The sequence below is a fragment of the Streptomyces sp. CAI-85 genome (assembly GCF_013363615.1).
Taxonomy (GTDB): domain Bacteria; phylum Actinomycetota; class Actinomycetes; order Streptomycetales; family Streptomycetaceae; genus Streptomyces; species Streptomyces antibioticus_B.
In genome coordinates this window covers 21983-42591 of the sequence record NZ_JAANNX010000044.1, presented here as the reverse complement: position 1 = coordinate 42591, position 20609 = coordinate 21983, and the positions used below count along the sequence as shown (strand labels likewise).

Here is a 20609-nt window from a genome sequence, read left to right as displayed (position 1 = left end):
GTTTCCGACTCTATCAGACCTTTTCCCGATCCGATTTCCTCGGCGCTTTCCAGGTTTCCGCTTTTGTTTCGCGGTTTCCTTTCCGGCGGTTCCGACTTTATCAGAAGTTCTGAGTCGGTTTTCCCGGCCCCTCCCGGCGACCCGTTCCGGCACGTGGCGCGGCCCGGTTCCCGTTCAGGCGGAGCCGTAAACGTACTGGAGCGGGGCGCCCCGATGCAAATCGAGGTGCCCCGCTCCGGGTTCACTTGCTACGACCAGGTGCGACCGGGTCGTACGTGGCTCAGACCTCCACCACGACGGGGAGGATCATCGGCCGGCGCCGATAGTTGTCCGAGACCCACTTGCCGAGGGTGCGGCGGATGAGTTGTTGCAGTTGGTGGGGCTCGACCACGCCGTCCTGGGCCGAGCGCTCCAGGACCTCGTTGATCCTCGGGACGACGTCGGCGAAGGCCGAGTCGTCGATGCCGGAGCCCCGGGCCTGGATGTGCGGGCCGCCGGTGATCTTGCCCGTGGAGGAGTCCACGACGACGAAGACCGAGATGATGCCCTCGTCGCCGAGGATCTTCCGGTCCTTCAGCGCCGGCTCGCCGACGTCGCCGACCGAGAGGCCGTCGACGTAGACATAGCCCGCCTGGACCTTGCCGGAGATCTTGGCGTTGCCCTCGAGGAGGTCGACGGCGATGCCGTCCTCGGCGATGACGATGTGGTCGTGCGGGATGCCCGTCATGGCGCCCAGCTCGGCGTTGGCGCGCAGGTGGCGCCATTCGCCGTGGACCGGCATCAGGTTCTTCGGGCGGCAGATGTTGTAGAAGTACAGCAGCTCGCCCGCGGACGCGTGGCCGGAGACATGGACCTTGGCGTTGCCCTTGTGGACGACGTTCGCGCCCCAGCGGGTCAGGCCGTTGATCACGCGGTAGACCGCGTTCTCGTTGCCCGGGATCAGGGACGACGCCAGGATCACCGTGTCACCGGGGACGATCCGGATCTGGTGGTCGCGGTTGGCCATCCGGGACAGGGCCGCCATCGGCTCGCCCTGGGAACCCGTGCAGACCAGGACCACCTCGTGGTCCGGGAGGTCGTCGAGGGTCTTGACGTCCACGACCAGGCCCGGCGGAACCCGCAGATAGCCCAGGTCGCGTGCGATGCCCATGTTGCGGACCATCGAGCGGCCCACGAAGGCGACCCGGCGACCGTACTCGTGCGCGGTGTCCAGGATCTGCTGGATGCGGTGCACGTGGCTGGCGAAGCTGGCCACGATGATCCGCTTGCGGGCGTTGGCGAAGACCGTGCGCAGGACGTTGGAGATGTCCCGCTCGGGCGGTACGAAGCCGGGGACCTCGGCGTTGGTCGAGTCGGAGAGGAGGAGGTCGATGCCTTCTTCACTCAGACGGGCGAACGCGTGCAGGTCGGTGAGCCGTCCGTCCAGCGGGAGCTGGTCCATCTTGAAGTCGCCGGTGTGGACGGCCATGCCGGCGGGGGTGCGGATCGCCACGGCGAGCGCGTCCGGGATGGAGTGGTTGACCGCGATGAACTCGCAGTCGAAGGGGCCGATGCGCTCGCGGTTCCCCTCCGCCACCTCGAGGGTGTACGGGCGGATGCGGTGCTCCTGGAGCTTCGCCTCGATGAGGGCGAGGGTCAGCTTGGAGCCGATCAGCGGGATGTCCGGCTTCTCGCGCAGCAGGTACGGGACGGCACCGATGTGGTCCTCGTGGCCGTGTGTGAGGACGATGCCCTCGATCTTGTCGAGGCGGTCCCTGATGGACGAGAAGTCCGGCAGGATCAGGTCGATGCCGGGCTGCTCCTCCTCGGGGAACAGCACGCCGCAGTCGACGATGAGCAGACGGCCGTCGTACTCGAAGACCGTCATGTTGCGGCCGATCTCGCCGAGACCGCCGAGCGGGGTGACCCGCAGGCCGCCCTTCGGCAGCGGCGGGGGCGGGCCCAGTTCGGGATGCGGATGACTCAAAAGACTCTCCTCAAACACGCGCGCCACGTACCGGTGGGCACGTGGCGCGCGTGACGTTCGTGCAGAAGCAGTTGTCGTTGTGGTGCAGGCACCGGTGGCCTGCTTATTCAGTTGTGAAGTCCGTTGTCAGAGCTGTACCCCGCCCGCGGCAAGATCGATCTTGAGCTGCTCGATCTCTTCGGCCGAGCACTCGACCATGGGAAGGCGCAGCGGTCCGGCGGGCAGGCCCTGGAGGGCGAGCGCGGCCTTGGTGGTCATGACGCCCTGGGTGCGGAAGACACCCGTGTAGACCGGGAGCAGCTTCTGGTGGATCTCGGTGGCCTTCTGGACGTCCCCGGCGACGAACGCGTCCACGAGGGCGCGCAGGTCGGGGGTGACGAGGTGGCCGACGACGGAGACGAACCCGACCGCGCCCACGGAGAGCAGCGGGAGGTTCAGCATGTCGTCGCCGGAGTACCAGGCGAGTCCGGAGCGGGCGATGGCCCAGCTCGCCCGGCCGAGGTCGCCCTTGGCGTCCTTGTTCGCGACGATCCTCGGGTGCTCGGCGAGGCGGACGAGGGTCTCGGTGCTGATCGGGACGCCGCTGCGGCCGGGGATGTCGTAGAGCATGGCCGGCAGTTCGGTGGCGTCGGCGACGGCCGTGAAGTGGCGGTACAGGCCGTCCTGCGGGGGCTTGTTGTAGTACGGGGTGACGACCAGGAGGCCGTGCGCGCCGGTCTTCTCGGCGGCCTTGGCCAGCTCGATGCTGTGGTGGGTGTCGTTGGTGCCGACGCCGGCCACGATGTGGGCCCGGTCTCCGACGGCCTCCAGGACGGCTCGTACCAGGTCCGTTTTCTCCGCGTCGCTGGTGGTCGGGGACTCACCGGTGGTGCCGTTGATGATCAGGCCGTCGTTGCCTGCGTCCACCAGATGGGTGGCGAGCCGCTGCGCGCCGTCGAGGTCGAGCGCGCCGTCCGCCGTGAAGGGCGTGACCATGGCGGTGAGGACCCGCCCGAAGGGGGTCTGCGGAGTGGAGGTCGGAGCCATGGGTAACACGCTACTCGTTGCTCACCCCGCGGTCTGCCCTCGGGGGGTTGCGGAAAGTCAGGACAAATGTGGAGCCCGGTACTGCCTGCTCGGGGGTTCAAGCAGTACCGGGTCCGTTTGATCAGGCTAGATGAACTTCTCCAAATGCCGCAATACGGACACTTCGCTCGGATGACCCGCACATGTGTACCGAGCGTGAGAACAAGCCTTCGCTACGGGGCGACACGGCCGTTGGCATTGAAGGCGGCGTGCGTCAGGGGCATGAGCTTCAGCCACTCGGCCTCCATCTTCTCGCCCACCATCTCGATCTCCCGCTGCGGGAAGGACGGCACCTTGGCCAGCTCGTGCTGGGTCCGCAGCCCGAGGAAGTGCATCAGCGAGCGCGCGTTGCAGGTGGCGTACATCGAGGAGAACAGCCCGACCGGCAGCACCGCCCGCGCGACCTCTCGGGCGACGCCCGCCGCGAGCATCTCCTGATACGCCTCGTACGCCCGGATGTACGACTCCTCCATGGTCCGCGCGACCAGCTTCTGCTGCTCCTCGGTGCCCTCCACGAAGACGTACTTCCCGGGCCGCCCCTCCTGCACCAGCTTGCGGGACTCGTCCGGGACGTAGAAGACCGACTCCAGCTCGCGGTAGCGGCCGGACTCCTCGTTGTAAGACCATCCGACCCGGTGCCGCATGAACTCGCGGAAGACGAAGATCGGGGCGCTGATGAAGAAGGTCATCGAGTTGTGCTCGAAGGGGCTGCCGTGGCGGTCGCGCATCAGGTAGTTGATGAGGCCCTTGGAGCGCTCGGGGTCCTTCTGGAGTTCCTCCAGCGACTGCTCGCCGAGAGTCGAGACACGGGCCGCGAAGAGGACGTCCGCGTCGGAGGCGCTGGATTTGACCAGCTCGACGGTCACGTCACTGCGCATGAAGATCTTGGAGTCGCCGGCGGGCACGGGGGGATCCTTCCCATCACATCTTTGGTCGGCGCCCACTTTACGGGCCGCCGTACCCGGGCCCACTCCATCCGGGCCCCGATGCTGGTGGGCGGGGACCCGGGCGGATAGCCTCACCGGGCACAGCCCACGCATGGACGAGTGAGGACCAGCCGTGCCCCTGCCCTTCATGACGGCCGACCGCGCCTACGAGACCGCCGACGACGCCCCGTTGCCCTTCGAGGACCGGGAGCGCTGGCGGCGCCCCTACCGGCCCGGGCCCTGGCGGGTGGCGACGGCCGCGCTGGCGCTGCTGCTCGCCTCGTACGTGCTGTTCGCGGCGGTCGTGATCGCGCTGACCGGCTCGGTGACCGAGGCCGGGGTCATCTTCGGGGTGTCGCTGCTCGTCATCGCCGCGGCGCTGCGGCTGCTGCGGATGGGGGTGTGGGTGAGCGCGCGCGGGCTGCGCCATGTGCGCTTCCTCGTCACCCGTACGGTGTCGTGGAACCGCGTCGCGGCCGTGCGGACCGTGCAGCAGCCGGTGCGCTATCTGGGGCTGCCGCGGACCGTGCAGGGCCAGGCGCTGATCCTCGTACGGCGGGACCGGGCGGCGGAGCCGGCGACGCTGCTGACGACGCACGGGGCGGACTTCGTGGGGCGGGCCGAGGCGTTCGACCGGGCGGCGGACGCCGTCGAGGCGTGGACCGCGGAGAACCGGCCCGGCTGAGCCCTGGAGTGCAGAGAGGAAGGGGCCCGGTCCGCGTGGTGCGGACCGGGCCCCTTCGCCGTCAGCGGGACGTCTGGTGCAGGCCGATGGCCCGCTGCATCGCCTTGCGGGCGCGCGGGGTGTCCCGGGCGTCGTGGTAGGCGACGGCCAGCCGGAACCAGGTGCGCCAGTCGTCGGGGGCCGCCTCGGTCTCGGCCTTGCGGCGGGCGAAGACCTCGTCGGCCGCGTCGCGGTCAATCCGGCCGGCCGGGGTGCGCTTCAGCTCGTCGACCGGCAGTCCGCCCTCGGCGTCCAGTTCGGCGGCGAGCGCGTTGGCCCGGCGGACGAACTGGGTGTTCTTCCACAGGAACCAGACGCCGATGACCGGGAGGATCAGCACCGCGACACCGAAGGTGACGGTGACGACCGTGCCGGACTCGATGAGCATGACGCCGCGGCTGCCGACCAGGACGAAGTAGAAGACCAGGACGGCTGCCGTGACGGCGTAGGAGAGCTTGGCGCGCATGGGGATCCTCAGCCCAGGTCCAGGAAGTGCTCCAGGCCGAAGGTGAGGCCCGGAGTCGTCACCACCCGTCGGGCGCCGAGCAGGATGCCCGGCATGAAGCTGCTGTGGTGGAGCGAGTCGTGGCGGACGGTCAGGGTCTCGCCCTCGCCGCCCAGCAGGACCTCCTGGTGGGCCAGCAGGCCCCGCAGACGGACCGCGTGCACCGGGACGCCGTCCACGTCGGCGCCGCGCGCGCCGTCGAGGGCGGTCGCCGTGGCGTCCGGGGCGGGCGGGCTGCCGGCCGCGCGGCGGGCCTCGGCGATGAGCTGGGCGGTGCGGGTGGCGGTGCCGGACGGGGCGTCCACCTTGTTCGGGTGGTGCAGCTCGATGACCTCGACGGACTCGAAGTACGGGGCCGCGATCTGGGCGAACTTCATGGTGAGGACCGCGCCGATGGAGAAGTTCGGCGCGATGAGCACACCGGTCTCCGGGGAGGCGGCCAGCCAGCCCTTGAGCCGGGTGAGGCGCTCGTCGGTCCAGCCCGTCGTACCGACGACGGCGTGGATGCCGTGGCCGACGCAGTACTCGAGGTTCTCCATCACGGAGTCCGGCGTGGTGAGTTCGACGGCGACCTGGGCGCCGGTCTCGGTCAGCGTCTCCAGCTTGTCGCCGCGGCCCAGGGCCGCCACCAGCTCCAGGTCCTCCGCGGCCTCGACCGCACGGACCGCCTCGGAGCCGATCCGGCCCCGGGCGCCGAGGACCGCCACACGCAGCTTGCTCATCTGTTGTGCTTCCTTACGTCGGGGATCAGGCGACCGCGTCGTGCAGCCGGGCGGCCTGCTTGTCCTTGAGGGGGCCGATGACCGACAGCGAGGGACGCCGTCCCAGGATGTCGCGGGCGACGGCGCGGACCTCGTCGGGGGTCACGGCCGCTATCCGGCCCAGCATGTCGTCGACGGACATCTGCTCGCCCCAGCACAGTTCGCTCTTGCCGATGCGGTTCATGAGCGCACCGGTGTCCTCCAGGCCGAGGACCGTGGAGCCCCGGAGCTGGCCGATGGCGCGCTCTATCTCGTCGTCGGACAGGCCGTGTTCGGCGACCTGGTCGAGTTCGTCGCGGCAGATCTTCAGGACGTCGTGGACCTGTGAGGGGCGGCAGCCCGCGTACACGCCGAAGAGGCCGCAGTCGGCGAAGCCGGAGGTGTACGAGTACACGCTGTAGGCCAGGCCGCGCTTCTCGCGGACCTCCTGGAAGAGCCGGGAGGACATGCCGCCGCCGAGGGCGGTGTTCAGCACGCCGAGCGCCCAGCGGCGGTCGTCGGTGCGGGCCATCCCGGGCATGCCGAGGACGATGTGCGCCTGTTCGGTCTTGCGGCCGAGCAGTTCGACGCGGCCCGCGGTGCGCAGGAGGCGGCGGCCGTCGCGCGGGGCGATCGGGACGGCGTCGGTGTCCTTGAGGGCGCCGGCCTTCTCGAAGGCCGCGCGGACCTGGCGTACGACCTTGTGGTGGTCGATGTTGCCGGCGGCCGCGACGACCAGGTGGGTGGGGTCGTAGTGCTTCTTGTAGAAGCGGCGGATCCGGTCGGCGGTGAGGGCGTTGACGGTGTCGACGGTGCCGAGGACCGGGCGGCCGAGGGCGTTGTCGCCGAACATGGTGTGCGCGAACAGGTCGTGCACGCAGTCGCCGGGGTCGTCCTCGGTCATGGCGATCTCTTCGAGAATCGCGCCGCGTTCGACGTTCACGTCCTCTTCGAGGATCAGGGAGCCGGTCAGCATGTCGCAGACGACGTCGATGGCGAGCGGCAGGTCGGTGTCGAGCACGCGCGCGTAGTAGCACGTGTACTCCTTGGCGGTGAACGCGTTCATCTCGCCGCCGACCGCGTCGAGGGCGGAGGAGATGTCCAGCGCGGACCGGCGTCCGGTGCCCTTGAAGAGCAGGTGCTCCAGGTAGTGCGTGGCGCCGTTCAGCGAGGGCGTCTCGTCGCGGGAGCCGACGTGGGCCCAGATGCCGAAGGTCGCGGAGCGCACCGACGGCAGGGTCTCGGTGACGATGCGCAGACCGCCCGGGAGGGTGGTCTTGCGGACCGTGCCGATGCCGTTCTCGCCCTTGATCAGGGTTTGGGTACGGGCGACGGCCCGCGCCTCCGAGGAGGTGCGGGCCGTCGCCTGGGAGCTACGGGACGTCACTGCTCGGCGTCGTCCTTCTTCTCGTCCGAGGCGGCTTCCTCGCCCTCGATCACGGGGATGAGGGAGAGCTTGCCGCGGGAGTCGATCTCGGCGATCTCGACCTGGACCTTCTGGCCCACACCGAGGACGTCCTCGACGTTCTCCACGCGCTTGCCGCCGGCGAGCTTGCGGATCTGCGAGATGTGCAGCAGACCGTCCTTGCCCGGGAGCAGCGAGACGAACGCGCCGAAGGTGGTGGTCTTGACGACCGTACCCAGGTAGCGCTCGCCGACCTCCGGCATGGTCGGGTTGGCGATGCCGTTGATCGTGGCGCGGGCGGCCTCGGCGGCCGGGCCGTCGGCGGCACCGATGTAGATGGTGCCGTCGTCCTCGATCGTGATCTCGGCGCCGGTGTCCTCCTGGATCTGGTTGATCATCTTGCCCTTCGGGCCGATGACCTCGCCGATCTTGTCCACGGGGATCTTGACGGTGATGATCCGCGGGGCGTTGGGGGACATCTCGTCCGGCGTGTCGATCGCTTCCATCATCACGTCGAGGATGTGGAGGCGGGCGTCACGGGCCTGCTTGAGGGCGGCGGCCAGGACGGAGGCGGGGATGCCGTCCAGCTTGGTGTCGAGCTGGAGGGCGGTGACGAACTCCTTGGTGCCGGCGACCTTGAAGTCCATGTCGCCGAAGGCGTCCTCGGCACCGAGGATGTCGGTGAGGGCGACGTAGTGCGTCTCGCCGTTGATCTCCTGGGAGATCAGGCCCATGGCGATACCGGCGACGGGGGCCTTGAGGGGCACACCGGCGTTCAGCAGCGACATGGTGGAGGCGCAGACCGAGCCCATGGACGTCGAGCCGTTGGAGCCGAGGGCCTCGGACACCTGGCGGATCGCGTAGGGGAACTCCTCGCGGGTCGGCAGGACCGGCACGATGGCGCGCTCGGCGAGGGCGCCGTGGCCGATCTCGCGGCGCTTGGGGGAGCCCACGCGGCCGGTCTCGCCGACGGAGTACGGCGGGAAGTTGTAGTTGTGCATGTAGCGCTTGCGCGTCACCGGGGAGAGGGTGTCGAGCTGCTGCTCCATGCGGAGCATGTTGAGGGTGGTGACGCCAAGGATCTGGGTCTCGCCACGCTCGAACAGCGCCGAGCCGTGCACGCGCGGGATGGCCTCGACCTCGGCGGCGAGCGTACGGATGTCCGTGACGCCGCGGCCGTCGATGCGCTTCTTCTCCTTGATCACGCGCTCGCGGACGAGCTGCTTGGTCAGGGAGCGGTAGGCGGCGGAGATCTCCTTCTCGCGGCCCTCGAACTCCGGCAGGAGCTTCTCGGCGGCGAGCGCCTTGACGCGGTCCAGCTCGGCCTCGCGGTCCTGCTTGCCGGCGATGGTCAGCGCGGCGGACAGCTCCGGGCGGACGGCGGCGGACAGCGCCTCCAGGACGTCGTCCTGGTGGTCGAGGAAGACGGGGAACTCGCCGGTCGGCTTGGCGGCCTTGGCGGCGAGGTCGGCCTGCGCCTTGCAGAGCACCTTGATGAAGGGCTTCGCGGCGTCCAGACCGGCGGCGACGACCTCTTCGGTCGGGGCCTCGGCGCCGTCCTTGACGAGCTGGATGGTCTTCTCGGTGGCCTCGGCCTCGACCATCATGATCGCGACGTCGCCGTCCTCCAGGACGCGGCCCGCGACGACCATGTCGAAGACGGCGTCCTCGAGCTCGGTGTGCGTCGGGAAGGCCACCCACTGGCCGCGGATCAGCGCGACGCGGACGCCGCCGATCGGGCCGGAGAAGGGCAGGCCGGCGAGCTGGGTGGACGCGGAGGCGGCGTTGATCGCCACGACGTCGTACAGGTGGTCCGGGTTGAGCGCCATGATCGTGGCGACGACCTGGATCTCGTTGCGCAGGCCCTTCTTGAAGGACGGGCGCAGCGGGCGGTCGATCAGGCGGCAGGTGAGGATGGCGTCCTCGGAGGGGCGGCCCTCACGGCGGAAGAAGCTGCCGGGGATCTTGCCGGCGGCGTACATCCGCTCCTCGACGTCCACCGTGAGGGGGAAGAAGTCGAGCTGGTCCTTGGGGTTCTTGGAGGCGGTGGTGGCCGACAGCACCATGGTGTCGTCGTCCAGGTACGCCACGGCGGAGCCGGCGGCCTGCTTGGCCAGGCGGCCCGTCTCGAAGCGGATGGTGCGGGTGCCGAAGGCGCCGTTGTCGATGACGGCCTCGGCGTAGTGGGTCTCGTTCTCCACTAGCGTTTTCTCCTCGTCTTCGTCCCTGGTCCGCCCGTGTGGCGGGGGGACGGTGGCGGAGAGGCGCTCCGTTCCGTGCGGGCCGGTCTTCGATCGAAGCACCCGGGGCTCTTTCGCCCGGGGGCCACTACCGAGGACCGGCGGCGGTGGGGTGCGCGTCTCCTCGTTCGGTGTGCGTTTCGTGCGTGTCGTGCGGGGTGCGTGCTGGCGGGGCACTCGGTGCGAGTGCGTGTCATCACGCTGTGTCGTGCGTATTGCGTTGTGCTACCACACTACAAAGGGGTGGTGACAGTCCGCACGTTTCGGTACGTACGCGGGGTGCGTACAGCAAAGGGAGCGGCTCCCAGAACGGGAACCGCTCCCTGTACGGCGTCTTACTTGGCGCCGGCCGCACCGCGGCGGATGCCGAGCCGGTCGACCAGCGTACGGAAGCGCTGGATGTCCTTCTTGGCCAGGTACTGAAGCAGGCGGCGACGCTGGCCGACCAGGATCAGCAGACCACGGCGGGAGTGGTGGTCGTGCTTGTGGGTCTTGAGGTGCTCGGTCAGGTCGGAGATCCGACGCGAGAGCATGGCGACCTGGACCTCGGGAGAGCCGGTGTCGCCCTCCTTCTGGCCGAACTCGGCGATGATCTGCTTCTTCGTAGCGGCGTCGAGCGACACGCGTACTCCTCGTAGTCTGTGAGTGGCCACCGAGTGCCCCCGGTCTCTGTCTCGGGGGAGCTTCCACGACTCGGAAGGCGGGGATCCGCTGGGCGCGGCCTCCAGGGCTTCCCTCGCGGGGCTCCGGGGGCGCGTACACAAACGGCCGACAGCCAGGGTACCAGCAGGTGGGTACCGCTCTCGCCCGGGTTTCCGAAGGCCGTGGCCGGCGGGGGCTCTGCCACTAGGGTGAACGGTCGGATCATCCGTACGTCGGGAAGGGGTCGCTTCGCCATGGCGGAGGAAGTGAACGAGGACGTCAAGGCACGCAAGGAGCGGGAGCGGGACGAGCTGTACGCGCTCGACATCTCCGGCGTGACCTGGGAGTGCGCGCCGGGTACGGAGCAGCACGAGGAGCGCGTGGAGATCGCCCACCTGCCCGGCGGCGCGGTGGCCATGCGGTCGTCCCTCGACCCGGCCACGGTGCTGCGGTACACGGAGGCGGAGTGGCGCGCGTTCGTGCTGGGTGCGCGGGACGGGGAGTTCGATCTGGAGCCCACGGTGCGGAACGGAGGGGTTTCCGGGGAGTAGGGGGCGTTTCCTCGGGGCCGGTCCGCTGACGGTGTCGTAGGCATCGAGTGACACGATCGTGTGACGGGTGAGGTTGACGCCTGGGGGCTGGCTGCTGCGAGGGCACCTTGCGCTGCCGCAGGACGTGAGCCGCGTGGGGGCCGCCAGGTCACAGGGCCCACCTCGCCCGCCGGGCGCCGAGCGGATCGCGCCCCGGCCACTGCGCCGGCCCTCGCCGGAACGGCGTGGCCCTTCGCGCGTCGGCTGCAGGGCTCGCCCGGGCCGCCCCCGCGCGGGGCCCGCCGTCGATCGCCTGCCCCACCGAAGGCTTGCCGCCGCCAGACCGCACCCTGTGGTGCGGCAGGGGCCCCTCATACACGCGTGCTACCTCGCATCGCGGGGCCACGTGCCCCCGGAGGTCCCACGCCATCCGAAGCCCACGGGCCGCTGCCAGTCTCCCTGGCCGGGCACACGCCTTCCGTCGGCGGAAACAACCTCGGGGCGCCGCGCGGGTCCCTGCGGCCGCGTCTCTCACCACGGCAGCCCGCCCCCTGCGGGGCACACCGCAGCGAGGCCACGGGCCGCCGGCCGATGGCACCCTGGTTGCCGCGCAAGCCCCCGCCGCCGCGACGGACCTCGCGCACTGCTTCCCGGCCACGGCACCCGCGCGCGGGACCGCCGGCCGTGAGATAGGCGTTACGAGCAGCGTCGTCCCACCGCACCGCGCACGCGGGACCGCCGTGCCGTACTTCCCCGCCTGCGGTCTTCGCGGCCTCACCGCCCCGCGCACGCGGGGCCGCCGTAGGCGCGCGTCGGCCGGCGGCGGATCACGCCTCCGGTCGCCGTGCGGGCTCCGCCGCCACCGCGCTCAGCGCTTCAGTGCGCCGGTGTCTCGACCGCCGTCGATCACCCTCCAGCCGTCGCATCGCACCGGGGCTCACCATGCGCCCCGCCCCCATGCTCCGCTAGCTGGTCATCGCGCGGGCTGCCGCGTACACGTCGAAGACCGCCAGGGACAGGGGGACCAGGGTCAGCAGGACGAAGCCCTCGGCGATCTCCATGAAGCGGCCCCAGAAGGGGGTGACGCCGCCGCGGGAGGCGATGAGGCCGATCGCGGTGACGATCGCCGACGTGGCCGCGATCGCGGCGGTCAGCCAGATGGTGCGGAGGTCGAGGTCGGCGCGGTCGCCGGTGAGGGCGTCGCGGATCGCCGGCAGGGGCGGGTTGAGGGCGAGGCCCAGTCCGAGCAGGACGAGGGAGGCGAGGCCCGCGGCCAGGACCGGCGCGACCTGGGCGGTGTAGCGGAAGAGCTGGGCGCGCATCAGCAGGGCGACGCCGACCGCGAGGGCGAGGAGCTGGGCCCAGAGGCCGCCGGCGAAGCCGAGGACCGCGCAGGAGCCGACGGCGATCAGCGCGCAGCCGCCGACCAGGCCGACGAGGAGTTCGTGGCCGCGCCGGGCCTGGGCGGTGATGCGGTCGACGTCGACCGGTTCCTGGGGCGCGGGGTCGGCGCCGTAGCGGCTGCGCGGGGTGGTGTCGGGGGCGTCGAAGCCGATCGGGAGCCGGGCGAAGCGCATGGACAGGCCGGGCAGGAACGCCAGGGCGCCGACGGCGACCGGGGCGCACAGCGCGGCGATCTCGGACGGCGTCCAGTGCGCGAGGATCCCGGAGAACACGGCGACGAGCGCCAGCCCGGAGGCGACCGTGAAGGCGACGAACGGGCCGTCGCCGCCGGGCGAGCACAGGGTGAGCAGCACCGCGGCGAGCAGGACGGCCGCGCAGGCCAGCAGGAACTGAAGCTTGCCGATGCCCTGGCCGTCGGCGAGCGGGAGGAGTCCGGAGCCGGCGACGCCCACGTTCGGCAGGGCGCCGAGGCCCAGGGCGACGGCGGAGGCGCGGTCGTCGTAGACCCGGGCCCGGACGCAGGCGAGAGTGACGAGCAGGACACCGGCGACGGCGGCGAGGACGCCGGGCAGCGAGTGCATGTCGTGGCGGGGGTCGCCGGTCCATGCCACGAAGGCGAGCAGCGCGGGCAGGACGGCGCCGCCGACGAGACCGGCCGCGCGGGTGAGGTCGCCGCCCCACAGGGTGTGTTCGCGGGTCACGGCCGAGGCGACGGCCTCGGACACGTCGTCGTAGACCGCAGGCGGCAGCGACTCGGAGAACGGGCGCAGGGAGAGGAGTTCGCCGTCGAGGATGTGCTGCGCGGCGAAGGAGCGCGAGCCGTCGAGGACCCGGCCGTCGCGGCGGACCAGGTGGTAGCCCACCGGGGCGCCCTCGGCGGGGCTCTGCCGGGAGAGCCGCAGGATCTCGGGGTAGATGTCGACAACGGGGACGTCGTCGGGCAGCGCCACGTCGATCCTGCTGTCGGGCGCGACGATGGTGACCCGGCAGAAGCCGAGCCCGGTCCCGGAGACGGTTCCCGACCCGGAGCCGGTCGCGGAGCCGGGTCCGGTTCCGTGCCCTCCTCCGGTGGCTGCCGCGGACGCCGTGATGCTCACCTGACTGCTCCCCCTCAGTGATGGTTCCGCGTGGGCGGTGTGAAAGTCCTGCGCCGGTTCGCGTCCCGGAGGACCGAAGGGTCCGGCCGGGCGGCACAGCACCTGCCGTCGGGCCTCCGGCGGGCGCCGATCCATCCCCAATTCCGCGGAATGTCCCGGCCGTCGCAGCCCCCGTCGCATGTGCTCACGCGAACATCCGGCACCCTACCGCCCCCTCGTCGCACAAGAAGTCAGTAGGATCACGCGGCGGCCTGCGTCCGCCTGACACGGGGTGGCGGACGGTTTTACCCGGAACTGCCCGGGGCCGCTGAGGGAATTGGTGAGCAGTGAGCCACATCGTCGTGAAGCGGCCGCCGCGGTCGCTGCCGTCCGAAGTGCCCACGGGCGAGATCGCCGTACAGCCTCCGCCCGAACTGCCGCGGGGGCACCAGGAGAGCGTGCTGATGCAACTCCTGCCGACGCTCGGCATGGGTGGCTCGGTGGTCTTCTTCTTCACGAGCGGCCAGCCGTTCATGAGGATCATGGGCATGATCATGATCGCCTCGACGATCGCCATGTCGGTGGCGATGGTGGTGCGCTTCCGGCGCGGCTCCCAGGGGCAGTTGGCGGATCTGCGCCGTGACTACCTGAGTTATCTGCGGCAGACCCGCCGCGGCACGCTGGACACCGCGCGGGCGCAGCGCGACGCGCAGTACTTCCTGCACCCGTCCCCCGAACAGCTCTGGGCGCTGGTCGCCGAGGGCAGCCGGGTGTGGGAACGGCGGCCGGGCGACGAGGACTTCGCGCAGGTCCGGATCGGGCTCGGCGCGCAGGCACTCGCCACCCCGCTCGTCGCCCCCGAGACCGGCCCCGTCGAGCAGTTGGAGCCGCTGACGGCGGGCGCGCTCCAGCGGTTCCTGGCCGTCCACGGCACCCTGGAGGACCTGCCGATGGCGGTCTCCCTACGGGCCTTCTACCACGTGACGATCAGCGGTGAGCCGCAGTCCGTACGGTCCTCCGCGCGCGCGATGGCCGGTTCGCTGGCCGCGCTGCACTCCCCCGAGGACCTGGTCCTGGTGGTCGCGGCGGGCCGGGAGGAGCTGGCGCACTGGGAGTGGGCCAAGTGGCTGCCGCACGTGCAGACGTCGGACGCGGTGGACGGGGCGGGCAGCCGCCGGCTGATCGGCGCCGACGCCCGCGCGCTGGAGGACCTGATCGCGTCGAGGCTCGCCGGCCGTCCCCGGTTCCACCCCAACGCCACCCCGCTGCCGGACGAGCCGCACATCGTCGTCGTCCTCGACGGCCTGTCGCTCGCCGCCGACTCCCTCCTCGCCAACCCCGAGGGTCTTCAGGGCGTGACGCTCCTGGAGGTCGTCCCCGGCGAGCAGACCTCGGCAGGCGGCGACCTGAACATCGTCGTCGAACCGGGCGCGCTGCACCTGGAGTCGGGGCACGGGGTCGTGTACGAGGGGACGCCCGACGTCCTGCCGTACGAGTCCGCCGAAGTCCTCGCGCGCCAACTGGCGCCGCTGCGCATGGCGTCCGGCGGTGACGACGACGAACCGCTGCTGGCCAACCTGGAGTTCACCGATCTGCTGAGCCTCGGCGACGCGGCGTCCGTGGACCCCCGGCGCACCTGGCGGGCGCGGTCGCTGGCGGAGCGGCTGCGGGTGCCGATCGGCGTCGGCGAGGACGGCCGGCCCGTGATGCTGGACCTCAAGGAGGCGGCGCAGGAGGGCATGGGCCCGCACGGTCTGTGCGTGGGCGCGACCGGTTCCGGCAAGTCGGAGCTGCTGCGCACGCTGGTGCTCGGCCTCGCGGTCACGCACTCCTCGGAGACCCTGAACTTCGTCCTCGCCGACTTCAAGGGCGGTGCGACGTTCGCCGGTATGGCGCAGATGCCGCACGTGGCGGCCGTCATCACCAACCTGGCGGACGATCTGACCCTCGTCGACCGCATGGGCGACTCCATCCGCGGTGAGCTGAACCGCCGTCAGGAGATGCTGCGGGACGCGGGCAACTACGCCAACATCCACGACTACGAGAAGGCGCGCGCGGCCGGCGCCCCGCTCCAGCCGATTCCTTCCCTCGTCCTGGTCATCGACGAGTTCAGCGAACTCCTCACCGCCAAGCCGGACTTCATCGAGATGTTCGTGCAGATCGGCCGTATCGGCCGTTCGCTCGGCGTGCATCTGCTGCTGGCCTCGCAGCGACTGGAGGAGGGCCGGCTGCGCGGTCTGGAGACCTATCTGTCGTACCGGATCGGTCTGCGGACCTTCTCCGCGGCAGAGTCGCGTGCGGCGCTGGGTGTGCCGGACGCCTACGAGCTGCCGAACGTGCCGGGTTCGGGCTTCCTGAAGTTCGGCACGGACGAAATGGTGCGGTTCAAGGCGGCGTACGTCTCCGGCGTCTACCGTTCGGGCGCCCAGCGCGCCTCGTTGGGCGGCGGGCCGCTGCCGGTGGACCGGCGGCCGGTGCTGTTCACGGCGGCCGAGGTGCCGGTGCGGTACGTGCCGCTGCCCGAACCGCGGTCCGGCGGGTCCGGTGCGTCCGGTGCGTCCGGAGCGTCCGGAGCGGATGAGCCGGAGGTCGACGAGGCGCTCGCCGACACCGTGCTCGACGTGATCGTGCGCCGGCTGGAGGCGCAGGGCCCGGCGGCGCACCAGGTGTGGCTGCCCCCGCTGGACAGCCCGCCCTCGCTCGACGCCCTGCTGCCCGGCCTCGCCGCCGTGCAGGACCGGGGCCTCACCCAGCCCGGGTACGAGGGCGCGGGCCGGCTGGTGGTGCCGGTCGGCCTGGTGGACAAGCCGTACGAGCAGCGCCGCGACGCGCTGTGGGTGGACTTCTCCGGCGCGGCCGGCCATATGCAGATCCTCGGCGGCCCGCAGTCCGGCAAGTCGACCCTGCTGCGCTCCCTGATCTGTGCCTTCGCGCTCACCCACACCGCGCACGAAGTGCAGTTCTACGGGCTCGACTTCGGCGGTGGCGCGATGGCGTCCGTCGCCGGGCTCCCGCACGTCGGCGGGGTGGCCTCGCGGCTCGACCCCGAGCGGGTGCGGCGCACGGTGGCCGAGGTGTACGGCGTGATGACCCGCCGTGAGGAGTACTTCCGTTCGGCGGGCATCTCCTCCATCGCGGACTTCCGCACCAAGCGGGCCCGCGGCGAGATCTCGGTGACGGACCAGCCCTGGGGCGATGTCTTCCTCGTCATCGACGGCTGGGGCAACTTCCGTGCGGACTACGAGACGTTGGACCCGATCGTCCACGAGATCGCGGCGCGCGGCCTCGGCTACGGCATCCACCTGGTGCTGACGGCGTCCCGCTCGATGGAGGTCAGGGCGGCCCTCAAGGACCACCTGATGAACCGGCTGGAGCTGCGGCTCGGCGACACGATGGACTCCGAACTGGACCGCAAGGTCGCCGCGAACGTTCCGGCGGGCGTCCCCGGCCGGGGCCAGGCACCGCAGAAGCTGCACTTCATGGCCGCCGTCCCGCGCATCGACGGGCTCGCCTCGGACACCGAACTCTCCGACGCCACGCAGGCGTTGGCCACCCAGGTCGCCCGGCACTGGCAGGGCGCGTCCGCACCCGAAGTCCGTCTGCTCCCGCGGGAGTTCCCGGCGACGGACCTGCCCGCGGGCAACCGCCACCCCCGCCAGGGCGTCGCCTTCGCCCTCGACGAGAACAACCTCGAACCGGTCTACGTCGACTTCGAACAGGACCCGTTCTTCCTGGTGTTCGGCGAGAGCGAGTCCGGCAAGTCGAACCTGCTGCGCCTGCTGATCAGGCAGCTCGGCGAGCGGTACTCCGGCGACGAGTGCAAGCTGTTCGTGGTCGACAACCGGCGTTCCCTGCTGGACGTCACGCCCGCTTCGCACCTGGCCGAGTACATCCCGATGTCCAACGCCATGGAGCACCACATGTCGGCGCTGGCCAACCTGATGCAGCGCCGCACGCCGACGGCGGACGTCACGGCACAGCAGCTCCGCGACCGCAGTTGGTGGCAGGGCCCGACGGTCTTCGTCGTCATCGACGACTACGACCTCGTGGCCACGTCCAGCGGCAACCCGCTCGCGGGACTGACCGAACTCCTGCCGTTCGCCCGGGACGTGGGCGTACGGTTCATCATCGCCCGGTCCACGGCCGGTGCGGGGCGGGCCGGTTACGAGGCGTTCATGCAGCGCATCAAGGAACTCGGCGCCCAGGGCGTGGTCCTGGCCGGCGACCCCGGCGAGGGCGACCTCCTCGGCGGCGTCCGCCCCCGCCCGATGCCCCCGGGCCGAGGCATCTTCGTCTCCCGCCGCCGCGGGAAGCCGCTGGTGCAGGTGGGGTGGGCGCCGGAGGGGGCGTTCTGAGGGTCGGGGCGCCGCGCGCCGTTGAGGCGTGGGCCGTGGTGATGTGGGCCGTCGCGTCAAGGCATGCCCCGGCGAACGGGTGAAATACGGCGAGATCCGTGAACACGCTTGAATCGCGCTCACGGATCTGGCCAGTTGGTACCCCAGGGACCGGCCCACCCGAGGAGCGGGCGTCACGGGATCCCTGGGAAGGGGTTCGCGGCGCATGGCGTGGGACGAGTGGGAGCGACTGAAAACGGAGGCCGCTTCGGGTGACGGCCCCCAGCTACGGCTGAACCAACTGGATCCCGGCAGCGGTCCGGTACGGCCCGCACCGGATCCCGGTCGGTACGGGGAGCTGAAGGTGGGCCAGCAGGATCTGGCAAGGATCGGCACGAACGCGTTCGAGCTGTACAACAACCTCTGGAACAAGGGCCGCAGGGCGGTCCCGACGAGCGAGAGCGCCGCGAGCAAGCTGACCACCGCCGGTTTCGCCCTGGGCGGCGCCCTCCAGCACGTGGCGCTGCGCTGGGACGAGCAGTTGGGCTCCCTGCGGGACGCCTGCGCGCACATCTCGAACCACATGACCGTCACGAAGAAGCTGCACGCCGGTGACGACCACTACATCCGCCGTCAGATGAGCAGCATCGACCTGCTGGACGCGGGCTTCGACGAGCGCGTCGGAGAACCCGGCACGCCCAACCCGGTGTACGGCGGGAGCAAGGGCGGGCGGAGCTGATGGATCTCGATGCCCTTCGCACAGCCGACTTCAGCCTTCTGGATGACGCCGTCGAGGACTGGTCGACCACGGTCGGTGACCTGGAGACACTGATGGACGCCGCCGAGAAGGGGCTCCGCGGCGCGGCCAACGCGGCCAACTGGGCGGGCTACAACGCCACCGTCTCGAAGGAGTTCATCGGCAAGACCTCCGGGGAGTTCGCCGACGCGCACAGCCAGGCCTCGTCCATTCACAAGATCCTCAGGGACACCCGGGACGAGTTGAGGAAGTACAAAGGGCAGCTCGACGACGCCATCGAACGGGGCCGGCAGCAGCACCTGACGGTGATCGGGTACGAGGGCGGCTTCACGGTCACCACCGACGTCCCGCCCGAAGGTCGGGCCAAGCAGGACCAAGACAAGAAGGGCGAGATCACCGCCCTGCGCGACGACATCCAGAAGATCCTGGACCAGGCCACGGAGAGCGACTCGTCGGCGGGCAAGGTCCTCAACGCGATCGCCGACCAGAGCAAGCTGGGGTTCTCGGATGTGGACTATGCGGACCGGGACGAGGCAGCCGACGCGCTGAAGAAGGCCGACGAGCTGGCGGATCTGGCCGGGCAGAACCCCGAGGACCTGTCGGTCGCGGAGTTCGACCGGCTCAACCGGGGCCTCAAGGAGTATGCCGACGACCCGCTCTTCGCGGAGCGATTCGCCACACGTCTGGGCCCTCGGGGAACTCTGGACTTCTGGAGTGGACTCAACGACCCGTACGGAGCATCGAGGATCGGTGGGGAGCGGCTCGACCAGTACGACGACCTCCAGAAGCATCTCTCCCTCACCCTGGCCACGGCGTCGCAGAGCGACAACGCCGACATGACCCGGTGGAAGTCCACGATGATCGACCTGGTCGACCAGCCCGTCGGCCCCAACGGCCGGTTCCCGCTGGGTGGGCAAGTCATGTCCAACCTGATGCGTTGGGGCGACTACGACGACCGTTTCCTCGTCGACTACGGCAAGAAGCTGATCGATACGGAGAAGAACCTCACGCACAACGGCCAGTTCGGCGCCTGGCAGCGCACGGGCACCGACTCGTACCTCAACCGCACCGGCAGCGACTCGGGCCGGGACCCCATGACCGGCTACCTCAAGGCCCTGTCCAACAGCCCGGACGCGGCGACGGACTTCTTCAACGACACCTTCGTCACCAAGGACGAGGACCACGACTTCACCCACGACACGGACGGGGACGGCAAACAGGGCAAGCGGACCCTCAGCAACTTCGACTACCTCTTCGAAGAACGCGACTGGCCCAGGGACTACAACGACAAGGGCGAGGACAGCATCGCCGGGCGCAACAATCTGGCCCTGGCCCTTGAGGCGGCCACAACGGGGCATCCGGCGGGCGAACTGCCTACGGCGGACACACCCGCGCACAACGCCGAGCAGGCCCATCTCACGAAGAGACTCGTCGAGTCGATCTCGGAGAAACCGTCGCGTCTCACCGGCCACGGCTACATGTCCGACAGCATGGGCCAGATCGCGGCCGAGTACATGCCGGACATCCACCGGGGGCTGCACCCCGGAGCCAAGGGCGAGACTGAACTGTTCCCCATCGCGGGCTCGGCGGCGACCTTCTCCGAACGGGACACCACGCGCTTCCTCTACACCCTCGGCCGCAACCCGGACAGCTACGCGGCCGTGAACCTGGGGCAGACCAGCTACACCACGCAGCTTATGCAGTACCACTTCCAGCACCCCGACGTGTACGCACCCGACCCCGCCTTCGGCCAGGAGGAGAGCCTCAGGCAGGGCATCGGCGACATCGCCCGGACCGCGGGCCAGATCGAGGGCATGATCGGCGCGGGCCGCGCGTACGAGAGCGAACTCGAAGGCGGCGTCAAGGACGCCGACTACAACGCCACGCTCGAAAGCGTCGGCACCTGGGGCGGTACGGCCGTCGGTATCGGCGTCGGCATGGCCACGACGCCGCTCACCGGCCCGGGCGGCGTCATCGTCGGAGGGCTGGCGGGCACGGCCGCCGACGAGATCATCAGTGCTATCACCGAGGGGTCCTTGAGGGACAGTTCGGATGACGTCGTCTACCGCAACGGCGAGGAGATCGAAGGCACCCGGTCCTCGACCTACGCAGCGGTCGAGGCTGCCGCGCAGAAGGCGGGAAGGAACTCCGGCCACAGCTATCCACTCATCGAGGCTTCTGTAGGCAGTTCGGCCGAGAGTGGATTCGACAGCGCTCGCACGAAGATCCACGACTACCTCGACGGCGAGGGAGTCCCCAGGCAACTCGACACGGAGGGTTGAGCGTTGAAACTCA

General features: G+C 70.4%; 14 protein-coding genes. 5 read left to right on the top strand and 9 right to left on the bottom strand.

The annotated features are described in order from the left end of the window. Positions 1-280: 280 nt before the first annotated feature. The 3 genes from G6W55_RS29140 to thyX form a co-directional block, all read right to left on the bottom strand. On the bottom strand, positions 281-1966 hold the full coding sequence (locus tag G6W55_RS29140; RefSeq protein WP_175523757.1) for a ribonuclease J: 1686 nt from the start codon (positions 1964-1966) through the stop codon (positions 281-283). A 126-nt stretch (positions 1967-2092) separates the two neighbouring features. Then, complete coding sequence (dapA, locus tag G6W55_RS29135; RefSeq protein WP_030797140.1) at positions 2093-2992, bottom strand: 4-hydroxy-tetrahydrodipicolinate synthase; 900 nt, start codon at positions 2990-2992, stop codon at positions 2093-2095. A gap of 212 nt (positions 2993-3204) precedes the next feature. Continuing rightward, positions 3205-3909, bottom strand: a complete 705-nt coding sequence (gene thyX / locus G6W55_RS29130; protein ID WP_175523760.1) for an FAD-dependent thymidylate synthase — start codon at positions 3907-3909, stop codon at positions 3205-3207. Between the two features lie 181 nt (positions 3910-4090). On the opposite strand from thyX, the gene G6W55_RS29125 reads away from it, so the two are divergent. After that, entirely contained in the window at positions 4091-4642 is a 552-nt protein-coding gene (locus tag G6W55_RS29125; RefSeq protein ID WP_030797138.1) for a hypothetical protein, read from the top strand. Positions 4643-4703: 61 nt separating this feature from the next. Here the strand turns inward: G6W55_RS29125 and G6W55_RS29120 are convergent, their stop codons facing one another. From G6W55_RS29120 to rpsO, 5 genes are all read right to left on the bottom strand, one after another. Continuing rightward, positions 4704-5147, bottom strand: a complete 444-nt coding sequence (locus G6W55_RS29120; RefSeq protein ID WP_030797137.1) for a hypothetical protein — start codon at positions 5145-5147, stop codon at positions 4704-4706. An 8-nt stretch (positions 5148-5155) separates the two neighbouring features. Further along, the gene (gene dapB, locus G6W55_RS29115) at positions 5156-5908 is read right to left on the bottom strand and encodes a 4-hydroxy-tetrahydrodipicolinate reductase (protein WP_175523756.1); all 753 of its coding nucleotides are present in this window, start codon (positions 5906-5908) and stop codon (positions 5156-5158) included. Between the two features lie 25 nt (positions 5909-5933). Continuing rightward, positions 5934-7313 (bottom strand): pitrilysin family protein, encoded by a 1380-nt coding sequence (locus G6W55_RS29110; protein WP_175523755.1) that lies wholly within the window; start codon positions 7311-7313, stop codon positions 5934-5936. Further along, complete coding sequence (locus G6W55_RS29105; RefSeq protein WP_175523754.1) at positions 7310-9532, bottom strand: polyribonucleotide nucleotidyltransferase; 2223 nt, start codon at positions 9530-9532, stop codon at positions 7310-7312. The genes G6W55_RS29110 and G6W55_RS29105 overlap by 4 nt, the downstream gene beginning before the upstream one ends. A 374-nt stretch (positions 9533-9906) precedes the next feature. Further along, positions 9907-10194, bottom strand: coding sequence for a 30S ribosomal protein S15 (gene rpsO, locus G6W55_RS29100; RefSeq protein WP_016432306.1), 288 nt, complete (start codon positions 10192-10194; stop codon positions 9907-9909). A gap of 273 nt (positions 10195-10467) precedes the next feature. Here rpsO and G6W55_RS29095 point away from each other — a divergent pair, with 273 nt between their 5' ends. After that, on the top strand, positions 10468-10764 hold the full coding sequence (locus tag G6W55_RS29095; protein ID WP_175523753.1) for a DUF397 domain-containing protein: 297 nt from the start codon (positions 10468-10470) through the stop codon (positions 10762-10764). A gap of 944 nt (positions 10765-11708) precedes the next feature. On the opposite strand, the gene eccD is transcribed toward G6W55_RS29095, so the two are convergent. Beyond that, complete coding sequence (gene eccD / locus G6W55_RS29090; RefSeq protein WP_175523752.1) at positions 11709-13244, bottom strand: type VII secretion integral membrane protein EccD; 1536 nt, start codon at positions 13242-13244, stop codon at positions 11709-11711. A 326-nt stretch (positions 13245-13570) separates the two neighbouring features. Here eccD and eccCa point away from each other — a divergent pair, with 326 nt between their 5' ends. The 3 genes from eccCa (at position 13571) to G6W55_RS29075 (ending at position 20596) form a co-directional block, all read left to right on the top strand. Then, on the top strand, positions 13571-17578 hold the full coding sequence (gene eccCa / locus G6W55_RS29085; RefSeq protein ID WP_175523751.1) for a type VII secretion protein EccCa: 4008 nt from the start codon (positions 13571-13573) through the stop codon (positions 17576-17578). Between the two features lie 205 nt (positions 17579-17783). Continuing rightward, a complete protein-coding gene (locus G6W55_RS29080; RefSeq protein ID WP_175523750.1) occupies positions 17784-18296 on the top strand; it encodes a hypothetical protein in 513 nt (170 codons plus the stop codon). Continuing rightward, entirely contained in the window at positions 18296-20596 is a 2301-nt protein-coding gene (locus G6W55_RS29075; RefSeq protein WP_175523749.1) for a DUF6571 family protein, read from the top strand. The genes G6W55_RS29080 and G6W55_RS29075 overlap by 1 nt, the downstream gene beginning before the upstream one ends. The last annotated feature ends 13 nt before the right edge of the window (positions 20597-20609 follow it).